Annotated in this window: 20 protein-coding genes and 2 riboswitches; of the genes, 15 read left to right on the forward strand and 5 right to left on the reverse strand. The window is 63.2% G+C overall.

Annotated features, from left to right (window positions below):
- Positions 1-27: 27 nt before the first annotated feature.
- Genes PSH86_RS10945 through PSH86_RS10955 form a run of 3 tightly spaced genes read right to left on the reverse strand, consistent with a single transcriptional unit; the run spans position 28 to position 1,324 of the window.
- Positions 28-432 carry a cobalamin biosynthesis protein gene (locus PSH86_RS10945; protein ID WP_212802210.1) on the reverse strand — a complete coding sequence of 135 codons (405 nt, stop codon included), beginning with the start codon at positions 430-432 and terminating at the stop codon, positions 28-30.
- Entirely contained in the window at positions 429-1,124 is a 696-nt protein-coding gene (locus PSH86_RS10950; RefSeq protein WP_232200190.1) for a CbtA family protein, read from the reverse strand. Before PSH86_RS10950 ends, PSH86_RS10945 begins: the two co-directional genes overlap by 4 nt.
- 11 nt (positions 1,125-1,135) lie before the next feature.
- A complete protein-coding gene (locus tag PSH86_RS10955; RefSeq protein ID WP_025214547.1) occupies positions 1,136-1,324 on the reverse strand; it encodes a CbtB-domain containing protein in 189 nt (62 codons plus the stop codon).
- A gap of 100 nt (positions 1,325-1,424) precedes the next feature.
- Positions 1,425-1,648, reverse strand: a riboswitch (cobalamin riboswitch).
- Positions 1,649-1,861: 213 nt separating this feature from the next.
- Positions 1,862-2,075: riboswitch (cobalamin riboswitch) on the forward strand.
- A 96-nt stretch (positions 2,076-2,171) separates the two neighbouring features.
- Between PSH86_RS10955 and cobW the strand changes: the two genes are divergently transcribed.
- The 14 genes from cobW to PSH86_RS11025 all read left to right on the forward strand — a co-directional run bounded on the left by cobW (position 2,172) and on the right by PSH86_RS11025 (position 18,196).
- On the forward strand, positions 2,172-3,236 hold the full coding sequence (gene cobW / locus PSH86_RS10960; protein ID WP_305489663.1) for a cobalamin biosynthesis protein CobW: 1,065 nt from the start codon (positions 2,172-2,174) through the stop codon (positions 3,234-3,236).
- Positions 3,237-3,239: 3 nt separating this feature from the next.
- Positions 3,240-7,013, forward strand: coding sequence for a cobaltochelatase subunit CobN (gene cobN, locus PSH86_RS10965; protein ID WP_305489665.1), 3,774 nt, complete (start codon positions 3,240-3,242; stop codon positions 7,011-7,013).
- A 174-nt stretch (positions 7,014-7,187) separates the two neighbouring features.
- Positions 7,188-8,189, forward strand: coding sequence for an ATP-binding protein (locus tag PSH86_RS10970; RefSeq protein WP_232200188.1), 1,002 nt, complete (start codon positions 7,188-7,190; stop codon positions 8,187-8,189).
- Between the two features lie 101 nt (positions 8,190-8,290).
- Entirely contained in the window at positions 8,291-8,854 is a 564-nt protein-coding gene (locus PSH86_RS10975; RefSeq protein WP_176689564.1) for a VWA domain-containing protein, read from the forward strand.
- Positions 8,855-9,053: 199 nt separating this feature from the next.
- Complete coding sequence (locus tag PSH86_RS10980) at positions 9,054-10,700, forward strand: phospholipase D-like domain-containing protein (protein ID WP_249016286.1); 1,647 nt, start codon at positions 9,054-9,056, stop codon at positions 10,698-10,700.
- A gap of 55 nt (positions 10,701-10,755) precedes the next feature.
- Positions 10,756-11,097: a hypothetical protein gene (locus tag PSH86_RS10985; protein WP_163854437.1), complete on the forward strand. Its 342-nt coding sequence runs from the start codon at positions 10,756-10,758 to the stop codon at positions 11,095-11,097.
- Positions 11,098-11,480: 383 nt separating this feature from the next.
- Positions 11,481-12,329 carry a transporter substrate-binding domain-containing protein gene (locus PSH86_RS10990; RefSeq protein WP_003200222.1) on the forward strand — a complete coding sequence of 283 codons (849 nt, stop codon included), beginning with the start codon at positions 11,481-11,483 and terminating at the stop codon, positions 12,327-12,329.
- A 54-nt stretch (positions 12,330-12,383) separates the two neighbouring features.
- Positions 12,384-13,046, forward strand: a complete 663-nt coding sequence (locus PSH86_RS10995) for an amino acid ABC transporter permease (RefSeq protein WP_305489669.1) — start codon at positions 12,384-12,386, stop codon at positions 13,044-13,046.
- A gap of 9 nt (positions 13,047-13,055) precedes the next feature.
- Positions 13,056-13,718 carry an amino acid ABC transporter permease gene (locus PSH86_RS11000; RefSeq protein ID WP_109751805.1) on the forward strand — a complete coding sequence of 221 codons (663 nt, stop codon included), beginning with the start codon at positions 13,056-13,058 and terminating at the stop codon, positions 13,716-13,718.
- Positions 13,715-14,536, forward strand: coding sequence for an amino acid ABC transporter ATP-binding protein (locus PSH86_RS11005; protein WP_269154645.1), 822 nt, complete (start codon positions 13,715-13,717; stop codon positions 14,534-14,536). Before PSH86_RS11000 ends, PSH86_RS11005 begins: the two co-directional genes overlap by 4 nt.
- Positions 14,537-14,562: 26 nt before the next feature.
- Positions 14,563-14,952, forward strand: coding sequence for a RidA family protein (locus tag PSH86_RS11010; protein ID WP_092198834.1), 390 nt, complete (start codon positions 14,563-14,565; stop codon positions 14,950-14,952).
- Between the two features lie 147 nt (positions 14,953-15,099).
- Positions 15,100-15,864 carry an IclR family transcriptional regulator gene (locus PSH86_RS11015; protein ID WP_109751849.1) on the forward strand — a complete coding sequence of 255 codons (765 nt, stop codon included), beginning with the start codon at positions 15,100-15,102 and terminating at the stop codon, positions 15,862-15,864.
- A 40-nt stretch (positions 15,865-15,904) separates the two neighbouring features.
- Positions 15,905-17,122 (forward strand): amino acid deaminase, encoded by a 1,218-nt coding sequence (locus PSH86_RS11020; RefSeq protein WP_163854433.1) that lies wholly within the window; start codon positions 15,905-15,907, stop codon positions 17,120-17,122.
- Positions 17,123-17,275: 153 nt separating this feature from the next.
- Positions 17,276-18,196, forward strand: coding sequence for a sugar kinase (locus tag PSH86_RS11025; protein WP_109751808.1), 921 nt, complete (start codon positions 17,276-17,278; stop codon positions 18,194-18,196).
- 138 nt (positions 18,197-18,334) lie between these two features.
- Here the strand turns inward: PSH86_RS11025 and PSH86_RS11030 are convergent, their stop codons facing one another.
- Complete coding sequence (locus PSH86_RS11030) at positions 18,335-18,610, reverse strand: peptidylprolyl isomerase (RefSeq protein WP_019690952.1); 276 nt, start codon at positions 18,608-18,610, stop codon at positions 18,335-18,337.
- Positions 18,611-18,658: 48 nt separating this feature from the next.
- A complete protein-coding gene (locus PSH86_RS11035; protein ID WP_176688177.1) occupies positions 18,659-21,196 on the reverse strand; it encodes a PAS domain-containing sensor histidine kinase in 2,538 nt (845 codons plus the stop codon).
- Between the two features lie 132 nt (positions 21,197-21,328).
- Between PSH86_RS11035 and PSH86_RS11040 the strand changes: the two genes are divergently transcribed.
- A complete protein-coding gene (locus tag PSH86_RS11040; RefSeq protein ID WP_109751850.1) occupies positions 21,329-22,444 on the forward strand; it encodes a PilT/PilU family type 4a pilus ATPase in 1,116 nt (371 codons plus the stop codon).
- Positions 22,445-22,563 lie beyond the last annotated feature (119 nt).

A 22,563-nucleotide genomic window follows, 5' to 3' on the forward strand; every position in this document is an offset into this window, starting at 1 on the left:
ATGATCCTGGGGGCGGATTATCGGGATTTACGCCACAACCGCCAATGCCAACGTGCTCTTTGGGCCTTTTTGGCGAGCGATCAGCAGCGTTGCGGACGTCGCGCCCAATTGGTCGGCCAGGGCCAGGGCGGCGCTTTCGGCGATGCCGTAGCAACCGGTCCGCTCGAAGGCGATCTCCGAGCGGTGACTGAGTCGCCCCTGGTAACCGGCCAACTGCTCGGCGCTGAAGCACGTCAGTGGCAGTGCCAGTTGCCCGGCCAGTTCCAGCAGGCCCGGTTCGTCACGCTTGAGGTCGATACTCGCCAGGGCCTGCACTTGATCAAGTGCGATGCCGTGGGCCAGCAACGCCTCATCGAGCAAGGCCCGCAGCGTACTGGCCGGGCAGCCGCGCTGGCAGCCCAGGCCGATCACCAGGATCGGCGCGGTGGTCATGCGTCGTGGTGGGCTTGGCTATCGCGGCGAAACAGCCAGGCGCTGATCAGGCCCAGGGCCAGCCAGAACGCGACGTTGGTCAACTGCGAGGCAATCTTGAACTGGCTCTCAAGCGCTTCGGGCGCCAGCATCGAGTGGACTTCGGGCTGCGGCGCACCAATGACGTGGGGCACCAGCAACGTCGCCACGCCCAGCACCTTGAGCAGCCAATGCCGGCCGAAGGCGATCAAGGCAATGCCCACCGCCGTGGATGCCGCGGTGCCGATCCACCACATCTGCCGCTGGGCCAGATCGGCCGCCGCCGTACCAGGCAGTTCCGGCGGCAAGCCGAGGGTCGGCGCGAGGACAAAGGTGGCATAACCGGCCAGGCCCCAGAGCAGACCCTGGGAGGTGCGAGTCGGGGCGCGCAAGGTGTACAGGCCCGCGAGCATCAGGGCAAAACCCACCGCGACCACCAGGTTGCCGCCGGTGGTGGACAGCACGCGCTGCCAGCCATCTTCCGGTTCCCAGGCCTCGGCATCATGGGTGTGAGCCACGCCGTCGGCGTGTTCATGGACCTCGGTCGCCGGGGCCTTCTCGAAGGTTTCCGCCTGGAGAATCAGCGGCGATACCCAGAAACTTTGCAGCAGGGTCAGCAGCAGGGCGGCCAGCAAGCCGCTGAAACCCGCGGTCTGGGCGATACGCTTGATCATGTCGTCAGGTCTCAATGGCACGGGAAGGCAGCGCTGTGGCGGGTGTCGTGGGCGGCGTTGTGCACGGCTTCGATGTGGGAGAAACCGGCGAAATAGACCAGGCCGGCACCCAGGATCGAGGCGAAGATCGCAGCGCTCAGGCGTTGGCTCAGGGTGGTGGTGCTGCTGGCGGTGCGGGCGGTGCTGCTGATAGTCGACATGGCGCTTCCCTCTGTTCTTGTTCAGTGGGTGATTCGAGCGCAATGAAACCCCGGGCGAAAGCCCGCCAAGGTTCGAACAGCGCCCGCCCACCGCGGGTTTGTTGATGCATGAGTCATGGGCCGGTCTCCGGGCTTGCGAGGGGCCGGGCTTGTGCCTGGCCTGCAAGCGTCACCTTCCCATGTCGAAAGACACAGTGGTTCAGACGCTTCGCTCGCTTACCGTTGCGGGGGCAGCACCGGACTGACGTGGCTTTGAAGTAAAGCACACGATTCACCGGTTTCCCGTTTCACCCTGTGAAGGGCACCCGTAACTAGGCGTACAGGAGAGCATGGGCGGGGGCGGGGCGTCAATTGGCAGGGGTTTCCAGATTGACATCGAGTTGAACCCATCGCGAGCAGGCTCGCTCCCACAATGAATTGCGCCGTACACAACATCCGTGTTCAACCAAGATCAACTGTGGGAGCGAGCCTGCTCGCGATGACGGCAGCCCATGCACCGCAGAACGCTCTGGAGATTGACCCGCCCCCACACCCTGCGTAGCCTTGCGCCTTCGAGGTTCTTCGGCCTGTGCCGAAGCTAAGAAGGGAACGCGGTCCAAGCCGCGGCTGCCCCCGCAACTGTGAACGGTGCTGTTTCTGCAAGGCCACTGTGCATGCCCATTACAACAGGCGCACGGGAAGGCGCAGCAATCGCCAGTCAATGACTGGCCCGCCGTCAGCCAGGAGACCTGCCTCGACACAGATTCTCACTACAACCGGGCGGGGTGATCCGGTGGCGAAATCTTCCGCGCGTGCCTTGCCTGCGGTTGTCGTCCCGTTTGCCCGCCACTTTGCCAAGGGGCATCGGATGAAAACACTGGCCAAACTTCCCGTCACCATCGTCACCGGTTTCCTCGGCTCGGGCAAAACCACCTTGCTGCGGCACATGCTCGACAACGCCCAGGGCCGCCGCATCGCTGTGATCGTCAACGAGTTCGGCGAGCTGGGCATCGACGGCGAGATCCTCAAGCAGTGCTCCATCGGTTGCACCGAAGAAGAAGCCAACGGCCGCGTTTACGAACTGGCCAACGGCTGCCTGTGCTGCACCGTGCAGGAAGAGTTCTTCCCGGTGATGCGCGAACTTGTGGCCCGGCGCGGCGATCTCGACCACATCCTCATCGAAACCTCCGGCCTGGCCCTGCCCAAGCCGTTGGTCCAGGCCTTTCAATGGCCGGAAATCCGCAGCGCTTGCACCGTCGATGCGGTAATCACGGTGGTCGACAGCCCGGCCGTGGCCGCTGGTACCTTCGCTGCCTTCCCTGACCAGGTCGATGCCCAGCGCAAACTCGATCCGAACCTGGACCACGAATCACCGTTGCACGAGCTGTTCGCCGATCAACTGGCCAGCGCCGACCTGGTGATCCTCAACAAAGCCGACCTGATCAGTCCGGAAGACCTGGCCAAAGTCCGCCTGGAAGTGGCCGAAGAGCTGCCGCCGGCGGTCAAGGTCATCGAAGCCAGCAGCGGTCGCCTGCCGCTGGACGTGTTGATCGGCCTGGGTGCTGGTTCCGAAGAGCACATCGACGGCCGCCACAGCCATCACGACCATCACCACGATAGTGACGATGACGACCATGATCATGACGCCTTCGATTCCATTTCCATCGAGTTGCCCCAGGCCGACGAAAGCCTGTTGCTGGACGCGCTGACGCAACTGGTGGTCCAGCACGGCGTGCTGCGGGTCAAGGGTTTCGCGGCGATCCCGAACAAGCCGATGCGCTTGCTGATCCAAGGCGTTGGTACGCGGTTCGACAAGCATTTCGACCGCCAGTGGGGCGCCGATGAAGCGCGGGTCACCCGGCTGGTGCTGATCGGCCAGGCGCTCGATGCCGCGCTGCTTGAAGCGCAGTTGCGCGCCGCCCTCAGCGCCTAAGCCATGCACCTGCTCAGGACCCAGCCCGGCGGCTTTGTATCGGACGACAACATTGCCGACCTGGGGCAAACCCCCGCTGAACTGGTGATCCTGTGCAGCGGCGACTCCAGCCTGGCGCTGCTGGCCGAGGCGGCCAGGCAATTGCCGGACGATTACCCGGAGTTTCGTCTCGCCAACCCGATGCAGGTGCAGAACCACGCCTCGGTGGACCTGTACTTCGAGGATGTACTGCGCCACGCCAAGGTCATCCTGTTGTCGCTGCACGGCGGTATCGGCTATTGGCGCTACGGCATCGAGCGCCTGATGGAGCTGGCCGGGCGTGGGGTGAAGCTGATCCTGGTACCGGGGGACGATCGCCCGGACCCGGAACTCAGTGACCTGAGCAACGTGCCCATCGAGGATCGCGACCGGCTCTGGCAGTTCTTGCGCCAGGGCGGGTTGGGCAATGCCCTGGACCTGTTTCACAACCTGGGCAGCCTATGGTTCGGCCGCGATTATCCGTGGGGGGAACCGCAAACCCTGCCGCGCACGGCGATCTATCACCCCGCAAACACCAACGCCAGCCTCGGCGATTGGCAAGCCGACTGGCAGGCCGATCTACCGGTGGCGGCGGTGCTGTTCTATCGCTCCCACCTGCAAGCGGCTAACACCGCGTTCATCGACGTGTTCTGCCAGCGCCTGCAAGGGGCGGGGCTCAATCCGTTGCCGATTGCCGTGGCCAGCCTCAAGGAACCCGGTTGCCTCGCGCTGGTGGAAGATTGGCTGGATGAGGTCGAAGCCGGCGTGATTCTCAACACCACCGGTTTCGCCCAATCCAGCCCTGAAGCGCCGCACCTGCGGCCGTTTCGCCGCAACATCCCGGTGATCCAGGCGATCTGTGCCCAGGACAACGAACCCGGCTGGCGCGCCAGCGAACAGGGCCTGGGCCCGCGGGACCTGGCGATGCACATTGCCTTGCCGGAGTTGGACGGACGGATCATCAGCCGCCCCATCAGTTTCAAGGACCTGGCCTGGCGCAGCGAGCGCAGCCAGAGCGATGTGGTCTGTTACCGGGCCGTGCCCGAACGCATGGATTTTGTTGCCGAACTGGCCCGGCGCTGGACCACCCTGGCGCGCCTGCCCAACGCCGAAAAGCGCGTGGCGCTGATCCTTGCCAACTACCCGACCCGGGACGGGCGAATCGGCAACGGTGTCGGCCTGGATACCCCGGCGGCGGCGCTGAATATCCTGCGCGCCATGCAGGCCGAGGGTTATCCATTGCCGGGCGAACTGCCAACCAGCGGTACCGCGCTGATCCAGCAATTGCTCGGTGGCGTCAGCAACGACCTGGACAGCCTCGACTTGCGTCCCTGTCACCAGAGCCTGGCCTTCGACGCTTACCAGGCCATGTTCGAGGCATTGCCCAAGGCCAACCGCCAGGCGGTGCTGGAGCGTTGGGGCTCGCCCGAGCAGGACCCGATGTTCCGCGACGGGCGCCTGATGGTCGCCGGCCTGCGCCTGGGCCTGACCTTTGTCGGCATCCAACCGGCCCGGGGTTATCAGGTCGATCCAAGCGCGGTGTACCACGATCCTGACCTGGTGCCACCCCACGGTTACCTGGCGTTTTATTTCTGGTTGCGCCACACCTACGGCGTCCACGGGGTGATCCATGTCGGCAAGCACGGCAACCTCGAATGGCTGCCGGGCAAGGGCGTCGGGCTGTCGGAGAGTTGCTGGCCCGATGCATTGCTGGGACCGCTGCCGAATATCTATCCATTCATCGTCAACGACCCGGGTGAGGGCGCCCAGGCCAAGCGTCGTACTCAAGCGGTGATCATCGACCACTTGATGCCGCCGCTGACCCGCGCCGAAACCTACGGTCCATTGCGTAACCTTGAGCTGTTGGCCGACGAATACTACGAAGCGCAATTGCTCGATCCGCGCCGCGCCCGGGAACTGCAACGGGACATCCTGGATCTGGTGCGTGAGACGCACATCGACCGCGAGCTGCAACTCGATGCCGTGCTCGACAGCGATGCCGACGCAGCGATCTGGCTGCCGCGCCTGGACACCTATCTGTGTGATTTGAAGGAATCGCAGATCCGCGATGGCCTGCATATTTTGGGTGAATCGCCCAGCGGACGCCTGCGTATCGACACGCTGCTGGCGTTGCTGCGCATACCCCGTGGCGATGGCAAGGGCGCGCAGTCGAGCCTGCTGCGAGCGCTGGCCAAGGCGTTCGGGCTGGGTTTCGATCCGCTGGATTGTGCCTTGGCCGAGCCCTGGACTGGCGACTGTCCCGAGGCGTTGCGCCGGGTCAGCGCCGAGCCTTGGCGCACCGCTGGCGATACCCGAGAGCGCCTGGAGTTGTTCGCTGCGCAGTTGATCGAGCAGGCCCTGGATGGCGCGGTCGAACAATTGAATGTCTCGGGTTGGGAGGCGGTCAGCAGCATCATTGAAAACCTGCGATCCGTCGTGGCCCCACGCCTGGACGCCTGCGGCCCGGCGGAAATGCGCGGCTTGCTCGACGCCCTGGACGGGCGCTTCGTCCCGGCCGGCCCCAGCGGCGCGCCGAGTCGTGGCCGCCTGGATGTGTTGCCCACCGGGCGCAACTTCTTCTCCGTGGACGTGCGTAACCTGCCCACCACCACGGCGTGGCGTATCGGTTTCCAATCGGCGAACCTGATCCTTGAGCGGCACTTACAGGATCATGGTGACCATTTGCGTCAGCTCGGCCTGTCGGTGTGGGGCACCGCCACCATGCGTACCGGCGGCGATGACATCGCCCAGGCCATGGCGCTGATGGGCGTGCGCCCGGTGTGGGCCACCGGCAGCCAGCGGGTCGACGATTTCGAGATTCTGCCGTTGAGCCTGTTGGACCGACCTCGGGTCGATGTGACGCTGCGGGTGTCAGGTTTTTTTCGTGACGCCTTCGCCAACCTGATCCGCCTGTTCGATGCGGCGGTGCAGGCTGTCGCCGCCCTCGATGAGCCGGACGACATGAACCCCTTGGCGGCCAAGGTGCGTGGCGAGCGCGAAGCCCTGCTGGCCTCGGGGCTCGAACCAGAGGTTGCGGCTCGCCAGGCCGGTTGGCGGATCTTCGGCGCCAAGCCTGGTGCCTATGGCGCGGGCGTGCAGGGCGCGATCGACGGTCGCTTATGGCAGAGCCGCGAGGATTTGGCCGAGGTGTACCTGAACTGGGGCGGCTACGCCTACGGCGCCAGCGATGAAGGCACTGCCGCCCGGGAGCAGTTCTCCCGGCGCTTGAGCCAGGTGCAAGCGGTGTTGCAGAACCAGGACAACCGCGAGCACGACCTGCTCGATTCCAACGATTACTACCAGTTCCAGGGCGGCATGCTGGCCGCGGTGGAGACCCTCAGTGGCGACGTGGCGGCCAGCTACCATGGCGATCACAGCCAGCCGGATTTGCCAAAGATCCGCACCCTGAAGGAAGAACTCAACCGCGTCATCCGCTCCCGCGCGGCGAATCCGAAGTGGATCGACGGCGTGAAGCGTCACGGCTATAAAGGTGCGTTCGAACTGGCGGCGACGGTGGACAACCTGTTCGCGTTCGACGCCACCACGCAATTGATCGACGATCACCAGTACGCCTTGCTGGCCGATGCCTACCTGCTCGACCCGGACACCCGGGATTTCGTCCGCCAGCACAACCCCGATGCCCTGCGGGACATGACCGAGCGCATGCTCGAAGCGCAGCAGCGGGGGATGTGGCAGGAGCCGGGCGAGTATCGCCAGGCGCTGGAGGGTTTGTTGTTGGACATAGAAGAAGACAACTGACATGAGGATGACAGACGCGCATTTGTGGCGAGGGAGCTTGCTCCCGCTCGGCTGCGCAGCAGTCGTCATTCTGAAACAGCACTGGGACCTCAGATTCTGGGGGCCGCTTCGCGCCCCAGCGGGAGCAAGCTCCCTCGCCACAGGGAACCTCGCACATTTCATGAGACATTCAATATGACCGACACCCCCCATTTCCCGCTCTCCGCTGTGGTCGGCGCCGATGACTTGAAGCTCGCCCTGTGCCTGGCCGCCATCGATCCGAAGATCGGTGGCGTGCTGATCGAAGGCCCGCGAGGCATGGCCAAGTCCACGTTGGCCCGAGGCCTGGCGGATCTGCTGGCCAGTGGTCAATTCGTCACCTTGCCCCTCGGTGCCACTGAAGAGCGGCTGGTGGGGACCCTCGATCTGGACGCAGCTTTAGGAGAAGGGCGCGCGCAGTTCTCTCCCGGCGTGCTGGCCAAGGCCGACGGCGGCGTGTTGTACGTCGATGAAGTGAACCTGCTGCCCGATCACTTGGTGGATCTGCTGCTCGATGTGGCCGCCAGCGGCACCAACCTGATCGAACGCGACGGAATTTCCCACCGACACCCGGCGCGTTTTGTGTTGATCGGCACCATGAACCCGGAAGAGGGCGAACTGCGTCCGCAATTGCTCGACCGTTTCGGTTTGAATGTGGCTCTCGACGGTCATACCGCACCGGTTGAGCGTGGGCAGATCATTCGGCGGCGGTTGGATTTCGACAGTGATCCGGCGGGGTTCTGCGCGGAATGGGAGATGGCCCAGCAGCAGCTGCGCGAACGTTGCCAGCAGGCGCGCAACCGCTTGGCCGCGATTGCCCTGGATGACGCGGCGCTGGCGCAGATTACCGAGCGCTGCTTTGCCGCCGGGGTCGATGGCTTGCGCGCCGATCTGGTCTGGCTAAGGGCTGCCCGGGCCCATGCCGCTTGGCGTGGAGCGGATGTCATCGCCGCTGAAGACATCGATGCTGTCGCCGAGTTTGCCTTGCGTCACCGTCGACGCGGGCATTCGGCACCGACACCGTCCCAGGCGCCGCAAACACCTGTCAATGCAACGGCTCAGCCCAACGAAGGCCAGGGCCAGTGGGGTGATTTGCCGGCCCAGGCATTGCCGACGGGTGCCCGGCGTGAAGTGCCGAGCTGGCCAAAAAAGCCCTAGGCATTCGCCCCCGTTCACCGGCGGGGGCGAATGCCAGACCCCGTGCCGGACGGCTCGACCAGGGGCGCCAGGGCCGGAGCAAAGCGACGACCAGTGGTGTGGTGAACTGGCCGGGCACGTTACTCAATGGCCGTCCACGCCTGCATGAAGACCTGCGTTTTCACGGTCGCCACCGCTCGGCCCATGAGCTGTGGCTGGTCATCGTCGATGCCTCGGCCTCGACCCGTCGGCATCGAGCCCTCAGCGATGGCAAAGGCTTGCTGGCGCAACTGTTCGACGACGCCTACCGACAACGCGCCCGCTTGGCCCTGCTGACGGCCAGCGGCACTGCGCCGAACTGGCGGGTGCAAGGGCTCAAGGCCTCCGCCGGCCTGCGCAACTGGCTCGATGGCCTGGGCGCCGGTGGCGGTACGCCGTTGCTGGCGGCGCTGAACGAGGCCGGGCGCTGGTTGACGGCGCGACGCAAGCGTTTCCCTGCGGAGCAGCAGCGGGTGTTGGTGATGACGGATGGGCGAGTGAAAGAAGGGCTGGCACTGCCATGCCTGGATTGCCCGTGCCTGTTGATCGACATCGAGCGCGGCCCGATTCGCCTGGGTCGGGCCCGGCAACTGGCGGGGCAGTTGGGGGCGGAGTATCGGCATATCGATGAAGGGCTATCTAGCTGAGATTTACGGTGTTGGATCGAGCCTCATCGCGAGCAGGCTCGCTCCCACATGGATTGTGTTTTGAACACATGACGACTTACCACCAATGGCCCCTGTGGGAGCGAGCCTGCTCGCGATGAGCGTCACCTCGATCCCGGATCTGCCCCCTTAACCCGCATCACTGCACTATGCTCAGGCGGCCCCCTCACAGGAGTGAACCATGCGCGTACTCGTCACCAACGCCCAGGACGATTTTCGGGTCAAGGCCTATGCCGGCACCAACGGCGTGCTGCTCGCCATGGACCTGGCCGAACCCCGGCGCAAGGGCTTGCTGGGTTTTGCCATCGAGAAGCAGCAGGGCGACAAACCCTGGCTGTTCCTGTTCAACAGCCTTACCTTTCCTGACAAGGCCCACACGTTCCCCCAGTTCCACGCCACTCCCAGCGACAAGGCCCCGTTGCAGAAATTTCGCTGGGCCGACTACGCCGTCAACCCCGGCGTGACGATCCACTACCGCGTGCACCTGGCCTACGGCAGCCCCGATGCACCGCAGTTGGGCGAGTCCCTGGAAGTCACGGTCACCAGTGACGACGGGCAGCCGGCCAATCAGCGGGTGATCTTCAATCGTGCCGTGGCCGCCAGCCAGGCGTTCCAGCGCAAGTTTCCTGAAGTGGACGCGCTGATCGGCGCCAACAAGCACCTGTCCATCGATGACTGGCCCGACGCCCCGCGTCGCTGGTTGGAAAATGGCTTGCTGGGGCGCCTGACCGGTTTTATCGATCGGGCGCTGGATGCCAACTGGGCGCTGGATGTCGCCATCTATGAATACGAACTGCCGGTGATCGTCGACGCGGTGACCGCCGCTCACGCTCGCGGCGCCCAGGTGCGAGTGCTGTACCACGCCGAGCCGGGGGACGACACCACGGCGCGCAACGAAGCCAGCCTCGAGAAAATGCCAGCAGCCAACAAGCGCGGACGAGTCACCCATAACATTTTCCACAACAAGTTCATCGTGCTGAGCAAGGTGGAGGGCAGCGGTTCACGACAACCCGAAGCCGTGCTGTGCGGCAGCACCAACTTCACCGCCAACGGTGTCTACCGTCAGGCCAACGTGGTTCATGTGCTGGACGACCCTCGGGTGAGCAGCAGCTACCTTAAGGTATTCGAGCAAATCTGGGCCGCGCCCCAGGACGTCGATGCCACTCGCCAGTGGCTGACCCAAAACAATGCCATGGCCCCGCAAGAGGCGTTGTTCGCCGGGTTCTCGCCGCGCACCGGGGAGCGCGATCTGGATCGCTTCGTCGACATCATCAAAGGGGCGCGAAAGGACCTGTTGTTCGTCACCGCCTTTGTGCTGCCCGAGCGCATCCTCGACGCCTTGCTCGGCGCACCCAATGACGACGTGTTGCGCTACGGGCTGCAAAACACCAAGAGCCGCATCACCGGCTTTCACGCCGACCGCACCGCCGAATTCGCCGCCACCGCGCTGCTCAACACCGGCCTGGAAGGTTGGCTCAAGGAAACCATGAAGGGCCAGAAGGGCAACCTGCTGGTGCACACCAAAGCCATCGTCACCGACTTCACTAGCGACACGCCGACCATCCTCAGCGGCAGCCATAACCTGAGCGCCGCGGCCAGCAGCGGCAACGACGAGAATTACCTGATCATTCAGGGCAATACCGACCTGGCCGACCGCTACGGGCTGGAGCTACTGCGTTTCTATGAGCATTACCGTTTTCGCTACTTCGCGAAAAAACTCGCCCTCAAGCAGGTCAAGCCGCTGGCGGTGGATGACAGCTGGAGCGATGACTATTACCGCAAGGGGGATTTGCGGATGTTGTCCCGGGTGAGGTTTTGCGGGCGTTAGGCGCGGTGGATGATGCGGTGCTAGCATAGAGCCATCTATCAGCCTGGAAGCTGCCATGAATCTCTGTCACGGACCGTCTGCTTTACTTCGCACCAGTGTTGCGGTTCTGTTGTTGGCCCTGTGTTCTTCGGCCATCGCCGCCAATCAACCGTGCTCGGGGCGCAAGGGCGGGATTGCCGGGTGTGACGGCGATACCTTTCTGTGCAACGACGGCTCCATCAGTGCTTCGAAGAGGTCCTGTTCCGCTGTGCTGGGGCTTCGGAACGAGGCCCGTCCGCAGTCGTTGCTCAAGTCCGCCGACGGTTGCCAATGCGGCAGTGGCAATTACTGCGTCGGCCCCCGGGGTGGGGTCTATTGCCTCACGCCTGGTGGCAGCAAGAGCTACAAGCGCAAATAGCCCAGGAACACCACTGAACCATTGTGGGAGCGAGCCTGCTCGCGATGGCGTCTGGTCAGTCAGCGGCATTATTGACTGATACACCGCTATCGCGAGCAGGCTCGCTCCCACAGGGTATGTACTTACAATTCCACAACGGCGCCGTTTCGGTGCGCCAGCCCCGGTTTGGGGCCTTGCTACCCGCACGCGGTGGCCAATGGTAGCAATCAAGCCTCGGCCTTCGGGCGTCGTTATTCCCTGCGTTTTCCCATCCCTCTGATTTCATTCGCTTTCCATTTCTTCCCCCATGGGTATCAAACCTGTGGCACACTTTCTGCTGTCTATTCCGTTGTTACATACCATGTTCCGGTATAGCGGAATAAACTCACTCTGGAGTGCTTGCCATGCAACGCCGACCTTCCTTGTTCAAAGCGTGTGTTTTTCTCTTCGCGGCCACGACGGCCGCCATGGGTGTCGCCCAGGCGGCCGACAGCAAGCTGGACAGCGTGCTGCAGCGCGGGAAATTGATCGTGGGCACGGGCAGTACCAATGCGCCGTGGCACTTCCAGGGAGCGGATGGCAAGTTGCAGGGCTTTGATATCGACATCGCACGGATGGTCGCCAAGGGCTTGTTCAATGACCCGGAAAAAGTCGAGTTCGTGGTGCAGTCTTCCGATGCGCGCATTCCCAACCTGCTGACCGACAAGGTCGACATGAGTTGCCAGTTCATCACCGTCACCGCCAGCCGTGCCCAGCAAGTGGCGTTTACCTTGCCGTACTACCGCGAAGGCGTGGGCCTGCTGCTGCCGGCCAACAGCAAGTACAAGGAAATCGAAGACCTCAAGGCCGCCGGCGACGGCGTCACCGTGGCGGTGCTGCAGAACGTCTACGCCGAAGAACTGGTGCATCAGGCGCTGCCCAAGGCCAAGGTCGACCAGTACGACAGCGTCGACCTGATGTATCAGGCGGTGAACTCCGGCCGTGCCGATGCCGCTGCCACCGACCAATCCTCGGTCAAGTACCTGATGGTGCAGAACCCTGGTCGCTATCGCAGCCCGGCCTACGCCTGGAGCCCGCAAACCTATGCTTGCGCGGTCAAGCGCGGCGACCAGGACTGGCTGAACTTCGTCAACACCACCTTGCATGAAGCCATGACCGGCGTGGAGTTCCCGACATACGCGGCGTCGTTCAAACAGTGGTTCGGCGTCGAGCTGCCATCGCCAGCGATCGGTTTCCCTGTCGAATTCAAATGACCCTGTGAGCCCGGGGCGCCACTTTCGGGCGCCCCGTTGAAGGTACTGTCGACCATGAATTATCAGTTGAACTTTGCCGCCGTCTGGCGCGATTTCGACACCTTGCTGGCGGGGCTCGGCCTGGGGCTGTCCCTGGCGCTGGTGTCGATCGCCATCGGTTGCGTGATCGGCCTGGCGATGGTGTTCGCGCTGCTGAGCAAGCATCGGCTGTTGCGGGTGCTGGCGTCGGTGTATGTCACGGTGATCCGCAATACGCCGATCCTGGTGCTGATCCTGTTGATCTACTTCGCCTTGCCGAGCCTGGGCATTCGCCTGGACAAGCTGCCGTCGTTCGTCATCACCCTGTCGCTGTACGCCGGTGCGTACCTGACCGAAGTGTTCCGTGGCGGGCTGCTGAGCATTCACAAGGGCCAGCGGGAAGCGGGGCTGGCCATCGGCCTGGGCGAGTGGCAGGTGAAGGCCTACGTCACCGTGCCGGTGATGCTGCGCAACGTGTTGCCAGCCTTGTCGAACAACTTCATCTCGCTGTTCAAGGACACCTCCCTGGCGGCGGCGATTGCCGTGCCGGAGCTGACCTATTACGCCCGCAAGATCAACGTGGAAAGTTACCGGGTGATCGAAACCTGGTTGGTGACCACAGCGCTGTATGTCGCGGCCTGTTACCTCATTGCCATGGTGCTGCGGTATTTCGAGCAGCGCCTGGCGATCCGCCGTTAGGAGTGTTCCATGTACGAATCCCCCAGTTGGTTGCATGAGTTGTGGGTCGCCCGGGACACCCTGTGGGCCGGTTTCCTGACCAGTGTGCAGTGCTCGGTGCTGGCTATTTTGTTGGGCACCCTGATCGGCCTGGTCGCCGGACTGGTGCTGACTTACGGTCGGACCTGGATGCGTGCGCCATTTCGCTTCTACGTCGACCTGATCCGCGGCACGCCGGTGTTCGTGCTGGTGCTGGCCTGTTTCTACATGGCCCCGGCGCTGGGTTGGCAGATCGGCGCGTTCCAGGCCGGTGTCCTGGGTCTGACGCTGTTTTGTGGCTCCCACGTCGCCGAGATCGTGCGTGGCGCCTTGCAGGCATTGCCCCGTGGGCAGATGGAGGCGAGCCAGGCCATCGGCCTGACGTTCTATCAGTCGCTGGGCTATGTGCTGTTGCCCCAGGCGTTGCGGCAGATCTTGCCGACCTGGGTCAATTCCTCCACCGAGATCGTCAAGGCCTCGACCCTGCTGTCGGTGATCGGCGTCGCCGAACTGCTGCTCAGCACCCAACAGATCATCGCCCGGACCTTCATGACCCTGGAGTTCTATCTGTTCGCCGGTTTTCTCTTTTTCATCATCAATTACGCCATCGAATTGCTCGGGCGGCACATTGAAAAGCGGGTGGCCTTGCCATGACTGACGTTTCGAATCTCTCCAATACGGAGCTCTCCAACACCCAGCTCTCCAACACCCAGCCGCTGCTGGACATTCGCGGTCTGCGCAAACAATACGGCCCGTTGGAAGTGCTCAAGGGCGTGGACCTGAGCATGCAGCGCGGCAACGTGGTCACGCTGATCGGCTCCAGCGGCTCGGGCAAGACCACGCTGCTGCGCTGCGTCAACATGCTCGAAGAATTCCAGGGTGGGCAGATCATGCTCGACGGTGAGTCCATCGGCTATGACGACATCGACGGCAAGCGCGTGCGTCACCCCGAGAAAGTCATCGCCCGGCACCGCGCCATGACCGGCATGGCCTTCCAGCAATTCAACCTGTTCCCGCATTTGACCGCGTTGCAGAACGTTACCCTGGGCCTGCTCAAAGTGAAAAAGCTGCCCAAGGACGAAGCGGTGGCCCTGGCCGAGAAATGGCTGGAGCGGGTTGGCCTGTTGGAGCGACGCAATCATTTTCCCGGCCAGTTGTCCGGTGGCCAGCAACAGCGTGTGGCCATTGCCCGTGCGATCGCCATGAACCCCAGCCTGATGCTGTTCGACGAAGTCACTTCGGCCCTGGATCCGGAACTGGTCGGCGAGGTGCTCAACGTGATCAAGGGCCTGGCCGAAGACGGCATGACCATGCTGCTGGTGACCCACGAAATGCGCTTTGCCTTCGAGGTCTCCGACAAGATCGTGTTCATGAACCAGGGCCGGATCGAAGAGCAAGGGCCACCCAAAGAACTGTTCGAGCGGCCGCAATCGCCGCGTCTGGCGGAATTTCTCAAGAACACGCGTTTTTAACTTTCCATTCAATAAGGAGATAACCCATGAGCATTACCCGATACGGCACCGGCAGCACCGCAGGCGGCGGCCAGCCACGGCCATTCGCCCGCGCCGTCGAGGCCGATGGCTGGCTGCACGTGTCCGGTCAGGTGCCGGCGGTGAACGGCGAGATCATTGTCGGCGGGATCGTCGAGCAGACCCACCAGACCATGAAGAACCTGGTCGCCATTCTCGAAGAGGCCGGTTACGAGCTCAAGGACGTGGTGCGTTGTGGCGTGTGGCTGGAAGATCCGCGGGACTTCTGGAGTTTCAACAAGGTGTTCGGCGAGTACTTCAGTCCGGAACACGCCCCGGCCCGGGCCTGCGTGCAGGCCAGCATGATGGTCGATTGCAAGGTCGAGATCGATTGCATTGCCTACAAGAAAAAGGCCTGAACTACGGGGGCCTCATCGCGGGCAAGCCTTGCTCCCACAAGGGAACACATTCTTCTGTGGGAGCATGGCTCTTGCCCGCGATAGCGATCTATCAGGCGGCGCAGCAGTCTGGTTAAACTCCCGGCCAATTGAATGGGAACCGAAAACATGACCGAAGACACCATCAAACGCCGGGCCCGGGGATTGGATCGGGCGTTCGATATCCTCGACTTCCTCAAGGAAATCGGCCAGCCGCTGCGCCCGAATGATATTGCCAGTGGCATCGGCAGCCCCAAGTCCACGGTCTATGAACTGGTGGCGTCGCTGCTGGAGCGACGCATCCTCGAACCCGTGGGCAAGGACGGCCACGTCTACCTGGGCCGCCAGTTGTATTTTCTCGGGCAGGCACACCTGCGGCATTTCGATTTGAGCCGCGAGGCTGACCAGGCGTTGCAGGAGATCGTGCGCCAGACCCGGGAAACGGCGCAGATGTGCCTGCTCAACGGGCGCAAATACACCGTCGCGCTGATGAAGGAAGGCGAGCGGCATTTCCGCATTTCATCGGACATCGGTGAGAACGCGCCGATCCCGTGGACGGCGTCCGGACGCCTGCTGCTGGCGCATTTGAGTGACCAGCAGATCGTCGACCTGATCGACCCCGACGACTTCATCCTGCCGGATGGCGAGCGCCTGCCCCTGGAGCAATTCCTCAAGGAAATCCGCCAGGCCGGCCTCGATGGATTTTTCTCTTTCGACAGTGTCGCCGACACCTTCACCCATTGCTTCGCCGCACCGGTCAAAGACCCCAATGGCGTGGCCATCGCAACCCTGTGCATCGTCGCCCCACGGGCCGACGCCAAGAACAATTACGCCGACTACCGCCGGGTGCTGATCGAAAGCGCCAACAACCTGGCCAGGCGCATCAATGAATAGACAGCCACGGCACTAGCGGCCGTGTGCGAGGAGTTCGAACATGTCATCCGCCATTCCTAATGCCAGCGTCGAGAAAGGTGCCGCCACCGTCGGTGCACATTTGCTACGGGACGTCAGCCTGCCGGCGCTGGTGTTGCATCGCCAGGCATTGGAGCACAATATCCGCTGGATGCAGGCGTTCGTCACCGGCAGTGGTGCCGAACTGGCGCCCCACGGCAAGACCAGCATGACCCCGGCGCTGTTTCGCCGCCAGCTCGACGCTGGCGCCTGGGGCCTGACCCTCGCCACTGCTGTGCAGACCCATGCAGCCTATGCCCACGGCGTACGTCGGGTACTGATGGCCAATCAATTGGTGGGCGCGCCGAACATGGCGTTGATCGCCGATCTGCTGGCCGACCCGACGTTCGAATTCCATTGCATGGTCGATCATCCCGACAACGTGGCTGACCTGGGGGCGTTCTTCGCCGCTCGTGGCGTGAAGCTGAACGTGATGATCGAGTACGGGGTGGTCGGCGGTCGCTGTGGTTGCCGGACCGAGGCTGAGGTGCTGGCCCTGGCCGAGGCGATCCGGGCGCAACCGGCGCTGGCGTTGACCGGTATCGAAGGCTACGAAGGGGTGATCCACGGTGACCATGCCATCAGCGGCATCCGCGCGTTCGCTGCATCGTTGGTGCGGCTGGCGGTGCAGTTGCAGGACAGCGGCGCGTTTGCCATCGACAAGCCGATCATCACCGCCTCGGGTTCGGCCTGGTACGACCTGATCGCCGAATCCTTCGAGGCCCAGAATGCCCACGGGCGTTTCCTCAGTGTGCTGCGTCCCGGCAGTTACGTGGCCCATGACCATGGCATCTACAAAGAAGCCCAGTGCTGCGTGCTGGAGCGTCGCAGCGACCTGCACGAAGGCCTGCGCCCGGCCCTGGAAGTCTGGGCCCATGTGCAATCGCTGCCGGAGCCGGGTTTCGCGGTAATCGCCCTGGGCAAGCGCGACGTGGCCTACGACGCCGGATTGCCGGTGCCGCTCAAGCGCTACAAGCCCGGATCGGATTCGGCGGCGGGGGAAGACGTCAGCGGTTGCAAGGTGACGGCGGTGATGGACCAGCATGCGTTCATGAGTGTGGCGCCGGGGGTTGAGTTGCGGGTCGGGGACATCATTTCGTTCGGTACTTCCCATCCGTGCCTGACCTTCGACAAGTGGCGGGTGGGTTGTCTGGTGGATGAGCAGTTGCGGGTGGTGGAGAGCATGGAGACGTGTTTCTAGCCTTTGGACCGAGTCGTGGCCATCGCGGGCAAGCCTTGCTCCCACACTGATCGACTGTGAACACAAAATGGGTGTTCACCCAGGATCCCCTGTGGGAGCAAGGCTTGCCCGCGATGGCGCCCTGCCAGACACCACCGAATATCAGGATCACCTATGAGCAATCCCACCCAGAAACCCCGCATCGCCCTGATCGGCGAATGCATGATCGAACTGCAACAACGCGCCGATGGCAGCCTGCAACAAAGCTTCGGCGGTGACACCCTGAACACGGCGGTGTACCTGTCCCGCGCCTTGGGTGACAGCGGCGCGGTGGATTACGTCACTGCCCTGGGCGACGACAGTTTCAGCGACGCCATGTGTGAGCGCTGGGCCGAAGAAAACATCGGGTTGCAACGGGTCCAGCGCTTGCCTGGACGCCTGCCGGGTTTGTATTGCATCCAGACCGATGCGACGGGCGAGCGGCGATTCCTGTACTGGCGCAACGAGGCGGCGGTACGTGATTGCTTTACCACTCCGGCCGCCGGGCCGATCCTGGCCGCGTTGCTGGATTACGATGTGCTGTATTTCAGCGGCGTCACCCTGGCGGTGCTCGGCGAGCAGGGGCGGCTCAAGCTCATCGAAACCCTGGTCCAAGCGCGTCGGCGCGGGGCCCAGGTGGTGTTCGACAACAACTATCGGCCAAGGCTCTGGGCCTCGGTCGAAGCGGCCCGCGCGGCTTATCGCGGCGTGCTGCCCTACGTGGAGCTGGCGCTGTTGACGGTGGAGGACGAGCAGGCGCTGTTCGGTTATGCCGACAGTGAGGCGGTGTTCGCCGCCTATGCGCAGTTTGGCACGCCGGAAGTTGTGCTCAAGCGCGGTGCCGAGGCCTGTCTGATCCGTTGCGATGGCCAGTTTTATGAAGTGCCTGCCCAGCGGGTCGAACGGGTGGTGGACACCACGGCGGCGGGGGATTCCTTCAGCGCCGCGTACCTGGCGAGTCGCTTGCTGGGCGGCAGTCCGCAGGAGGCCGCCGAGGCCGGGCATCTGCTGGCGAGCCAGGTGATCCAGGTGCCTGGGGCGTTGATGCCTCGGTAACGCAGGATACACAGAACCTGTGGGAGCGAGCCTGCTCGCGATGGCGTCGGATCAACCATATTTGCATCGGCTGATGTACCGCCATCGCGAGCAGGCTCGCTCCCACAAGTGTCTCCTACAGGGCGTCTGGAGTTAAATTCAATCCCGGTAGAACACTTGCACCAAGTGATACCCGAACTTGCTCTTGATCGGCCCATGCACCACCCGCAGCGGCTTCTTGAAAATCACCGCATCAATCGCGCCGACCATCTGCCCCGGCCGCACTTCACCCAGGTCGCCGCCGCGCTTGCCGGAGGGGCAGGTGGAGTATTTCTTGGCCAGCACATCGAAGGCTTCGCCCTTGGCGATGCGTTGCTTGAGCTGTTCGGCTTCTTCGGCGGTTTTCACCAGGATATGGCGGGCTTGGGCTTTCATTGCAGCGGTGACCTGAGCGGTGCGACGGGGCGGCGATTATGCCTCAAGTCAGCTGTCATGGTTGATCATCGTCCGAATCTTGTTGGCCAGCAGATCGAGGGTGAACGGTTTGGCGACCATATCCATGCCCTGTTCGAGGAAGCCCTGGCGTTCGGCGGCTTTCTGCGCGTAACCGGTCATGAACAGCACCTTCAGCCCGGGCCGGTGCTGGCGGGCGATTTCCGCCAGTTGCCGGCCATTCATGCCCGGCAGCCCGACATCGGTCACCAGCAGGTCAATGCGCTGGTCCGATTCCAGCACGGGCAGCGCGGTCACGGCGTCCCGGGCTTCCAGGGCGGTGTAGCCCAGGGCCTGCAGCAGGTCGAGCACCAGCATGCGCACGGCGGGTTCATCCTCCACCAGCAACACGGTTTCTCCGGCGATGGCCGGCGGTGCGTCGATCGCTTCCGGTGTGGCGGGTTGTTGGGCGGGGGAAATGTGCAAGCGCGGCAGGTACAGCTGCACTCGCGTGCCCTCGCCCGGCACACTGTCCAGGTTGAGGTGCCCGCCGGACTGTTGGGCAAACCCGTAGATCATCGACAAGCCCAGGCCAGTGCCCTGGCCGATGGGTTTGGTGGTGAAGAACGGATCGAAGGCCTTGGCCCGCACGGAGGGCGTCATGCCGCTACCGTTGTCGCTGACGGCAATCATCACATAGTCCCCGGCCTTCACGGGCTCCAGGCTGTTGATGTCAGTACCGTCGAGATAGACATTGGCGGTTTCGACGATCAATTCGCCGCCGTCGGGCATCGCATCGCGGGCGTTGATCACCAGGTTGAGCAGGGCGTTTTCCAACTGGCTGGCATCGGTGCTGACCAGCCATAGCTCGTGGGTCAATTGCAGCCGCAGCACGATGTGATCGCCGGTGGTACGGCTCAGCAGGTCTTCGAGCGAGCGCACCAGGTCATTGGCGTCCAGCGGTTTGCGGTCCAGGGACTGGCGCCGGGAAAAAGCCAGCAGCCGATGGGTCAGGGCGGCGGCGCGGTTGGCCGAAGACACCGCCGCTTCGGTGAAGCGCCCGATCTCGGCGGCGCGACCGGCGGCGATGTAGCGTTGCATCAGGTCGAGGCTGCCGAGGATGCCGGTGAGCATGTTGTTGAAGTCATGGGCAATGCCACCGGTGAGCTGGCCCACCGCTTCCATTTTCTGGGCGTGGCGCAGGGCTTCTTCGGCGCGCTCGCGTTCGAACATCTCGCTTTGCAGCCGTTGGTTGGCTTCGGCCAGTTGGTGGGTACGGGCGATGACGCGTTCTTCCAGTGTTTCGTTGAGGTTGCGCAGGGCTTCCTCGGTTTTCTTGCGCTCGGTTTCGTCGATCACAAAGATGTAGAAACCGTTCACTGTGCCGTCCGAACCCTGGCGAGGCAGGTAGTTGATCAGTGCATGGCGTGGGCGACCGTCGCGATGGTTTGACTGCACGGCGAAGCTGCACGGTTTGCCGGCCAGGGCGTCGGCGATCTGCTGGGCGCGGGCGGCGTAGGCCTCTTCGCCAAGTACTTCGCGGATGCTCTTGCCGTAGAGTTCCTGCGGGGTCAGGCCGTACCAGTCCAGGTAGGCGCTGTTGTTCAGCCGGAAACGCTCTTCGCGGTCCACGTAGCTGATGAGGATCGGCATGGCATTGATGATCAGCTGCAGCTCGGTCTGGCTCTGGCGCAGGGCTTGCTCGGTGCGCTTGCGTTCGGTCAGGTCCAGGGCGGCGCCAAGAAAGCGCTTGGGCCGGCCGTGGCGATCCTTGTAGCAGCGACCACGCACGTATACCCAGCGCAATTGATCGTCGGGCTGCAACAGCCGGTATTCCTCGGCGTATTCGGTGCCGTGGGTGATGCAGTGCTTGATACTGCGGGCAACCATCGCCCGGTCCTCGGGGTGCACGCCTTCGAGGTAGGCGCTGATGGGCAACTGGCGTGACAGGCTGGGATCGACGCTATGCAACAGGGCGAAATGTGCATCGGCAATAAAGCGATCTTCACTGATGTCCCAGTCCCAGGTGCCCAGCGCGTCAGCGGCGGCCAGGGCCAGTTGCAGGCGTTCTTCGCTTTCGTGCTGGGCCTTGAGGCTGGCCTCGGAGCGTCGTTCGAACTCCATGGCCAGGCGGCGCCGTTCGCTGGTCTCGATGGCGGTGACCAGGATGCCTGCGACGGTGCCGCTTTCGTCGCGCACCGGGCTGTAGGTCAGGTCCAGCCAGACATCGCAGAGGCGCCCGGCGAAGGGCACGCGCCATTGTTGATCACGGCAGGTGTGCGTCTGGCCTTGCAACACGCGGTGATAAATCCCTTCGGTCGCGCCTTTGAGTTCGGGCCATGCTGTATGGGTCGGCTGGCCGAACGCCCGGGGATGCTTGTCACCGGTCAGGCGGCCGAAGGCGTCGTTGTAGAGGTGCGACAGTTGCGGTCCCCACAGCAAGGCCATCGGCATGGGCGAGTGGAGCACGATGTCCACGGCGGTGCGCAGGCTCTGGGGCCAGGTTTGGGCAGTGCCCAGCGGGGTCATGGCCCAGTCCACTTGGCTGAGCAGGCGCTGTGTATCGCTGCCGGCGGGTGTCGCGCTCATCATGCAATCCCTGGCTGTCGTGTCTGTGCCACGGCGTCTACTATCCTCAGGGAAAGGTAAGTGCAGGTTGGTCTGACGGGTTTCATGTTCGGCTCGGCTTGTTTCATTGATGTCTCGCGGAAGTTTCAGTCCATGGAAATCGATCCGTTGTTGCGAATCCTGGCGAGCCAGAATGGTTCCGACCTTTACATGTCCACGGGGGCGCCACCGTGCGCGCGTTTCGAGGGCGTGCTCAAGCCCTTGGGTAATGAAGCATGCAAGGTCGGCGACATTGCCAGGCTCGCCGAGTCTTTGATGGACGCCGAACAGCGCCTTGAGTTCGATCGGGAGCTGGAAATGAACCTGGCGATCTCCCTGGCCGGCGTCGGGCGTTTCCGGGTCAATATCTTCAAACAACGCAATGACGTGTCCATGGTGATACGCAACGTCAAGCTGGACATCCCGCGTTTCGAAGACCTGAAACTGCCACGGGTGCTGCTCGATACCATCATGCAGAAGCAAGGGCTGATGCTGTTCGTCGGAGCGACGGGGTCGGGCAAGTCGACCTCCCTGGCGGCGCTGATCGATTACCGCAACCGCAACAGCAGCGGCCACATCATCACCATCGAAGACCCGGTGGAGTATATCCATCGGCACAAGAAATCCATCATCAACCAGCGGGAGGTCGGTGTCGACACCCGCAGTTTTCATGCCGCCCTGAAAAACACCCTGCGCCAGGCGCCGGACGTGGTACTGATCGGCGAGATCCGCGACCGGGAAACCATGGAGCATGCCTTGGCGTTTGCCGACACCGGGCACTTGGTGATTTCCACGTTGCATGCCCACAACGCCAACCAGGCCCTGGACCGGGTGATCAACTTCTTCCCGGAAGAGCGTCGGCCGCAGTTGCTCAACGACCTGGGCAACAACCTCAAGGCCTTCGTTTCCCAACGCCTGGTGCGCACCCGTACCGGCCAGCGTCGGGCGGCGGTGGAGGTGATGCTGGGCTCGCCCACGGTGGCTGACCTGATCCGCCGCAATGAGCTGGGCGAGCTCAAGGGCATCATGGAAAAGTCCGAAGAGTTGGGCATGCAGACCTTTGACCAGGCCTTGTTCAACCTGGTGGCAGAGGGAGCCATCGATGAGGAAGAAGCGCTGAAAAACGCTGATTCGGCGAACAACCTGCGCTTGCGGCTGAAGTTGCATGCCGAGTCGGGCGCGGCGCCACCCGCCGATCCGGCGGCGGGTGAGTGGGGGTTGATGGATTGATCGTGTCGGGCACGCTCCTGTGGCGAGGGGATTTATCCCCGCTGGACTGCGAAGCAGTCCCACGTTCAGTCAACTCACTCCGTCTGACACACCGAGATGTCAGGTTTTAGGGCTGCTTC

Origin of the sequence: Pseudomonas sp. FP2300, from assembly GCF_030687595.1 — a bacterium.
Taxonomy (GTDB): domain Bacteria; phylum Pseudomonadota; class Gammaproteobacteria; order Pseudomonadales; family Pseudomonadaceae; genus Aquipseudomonas; species Aquipseudomonas bijieensis.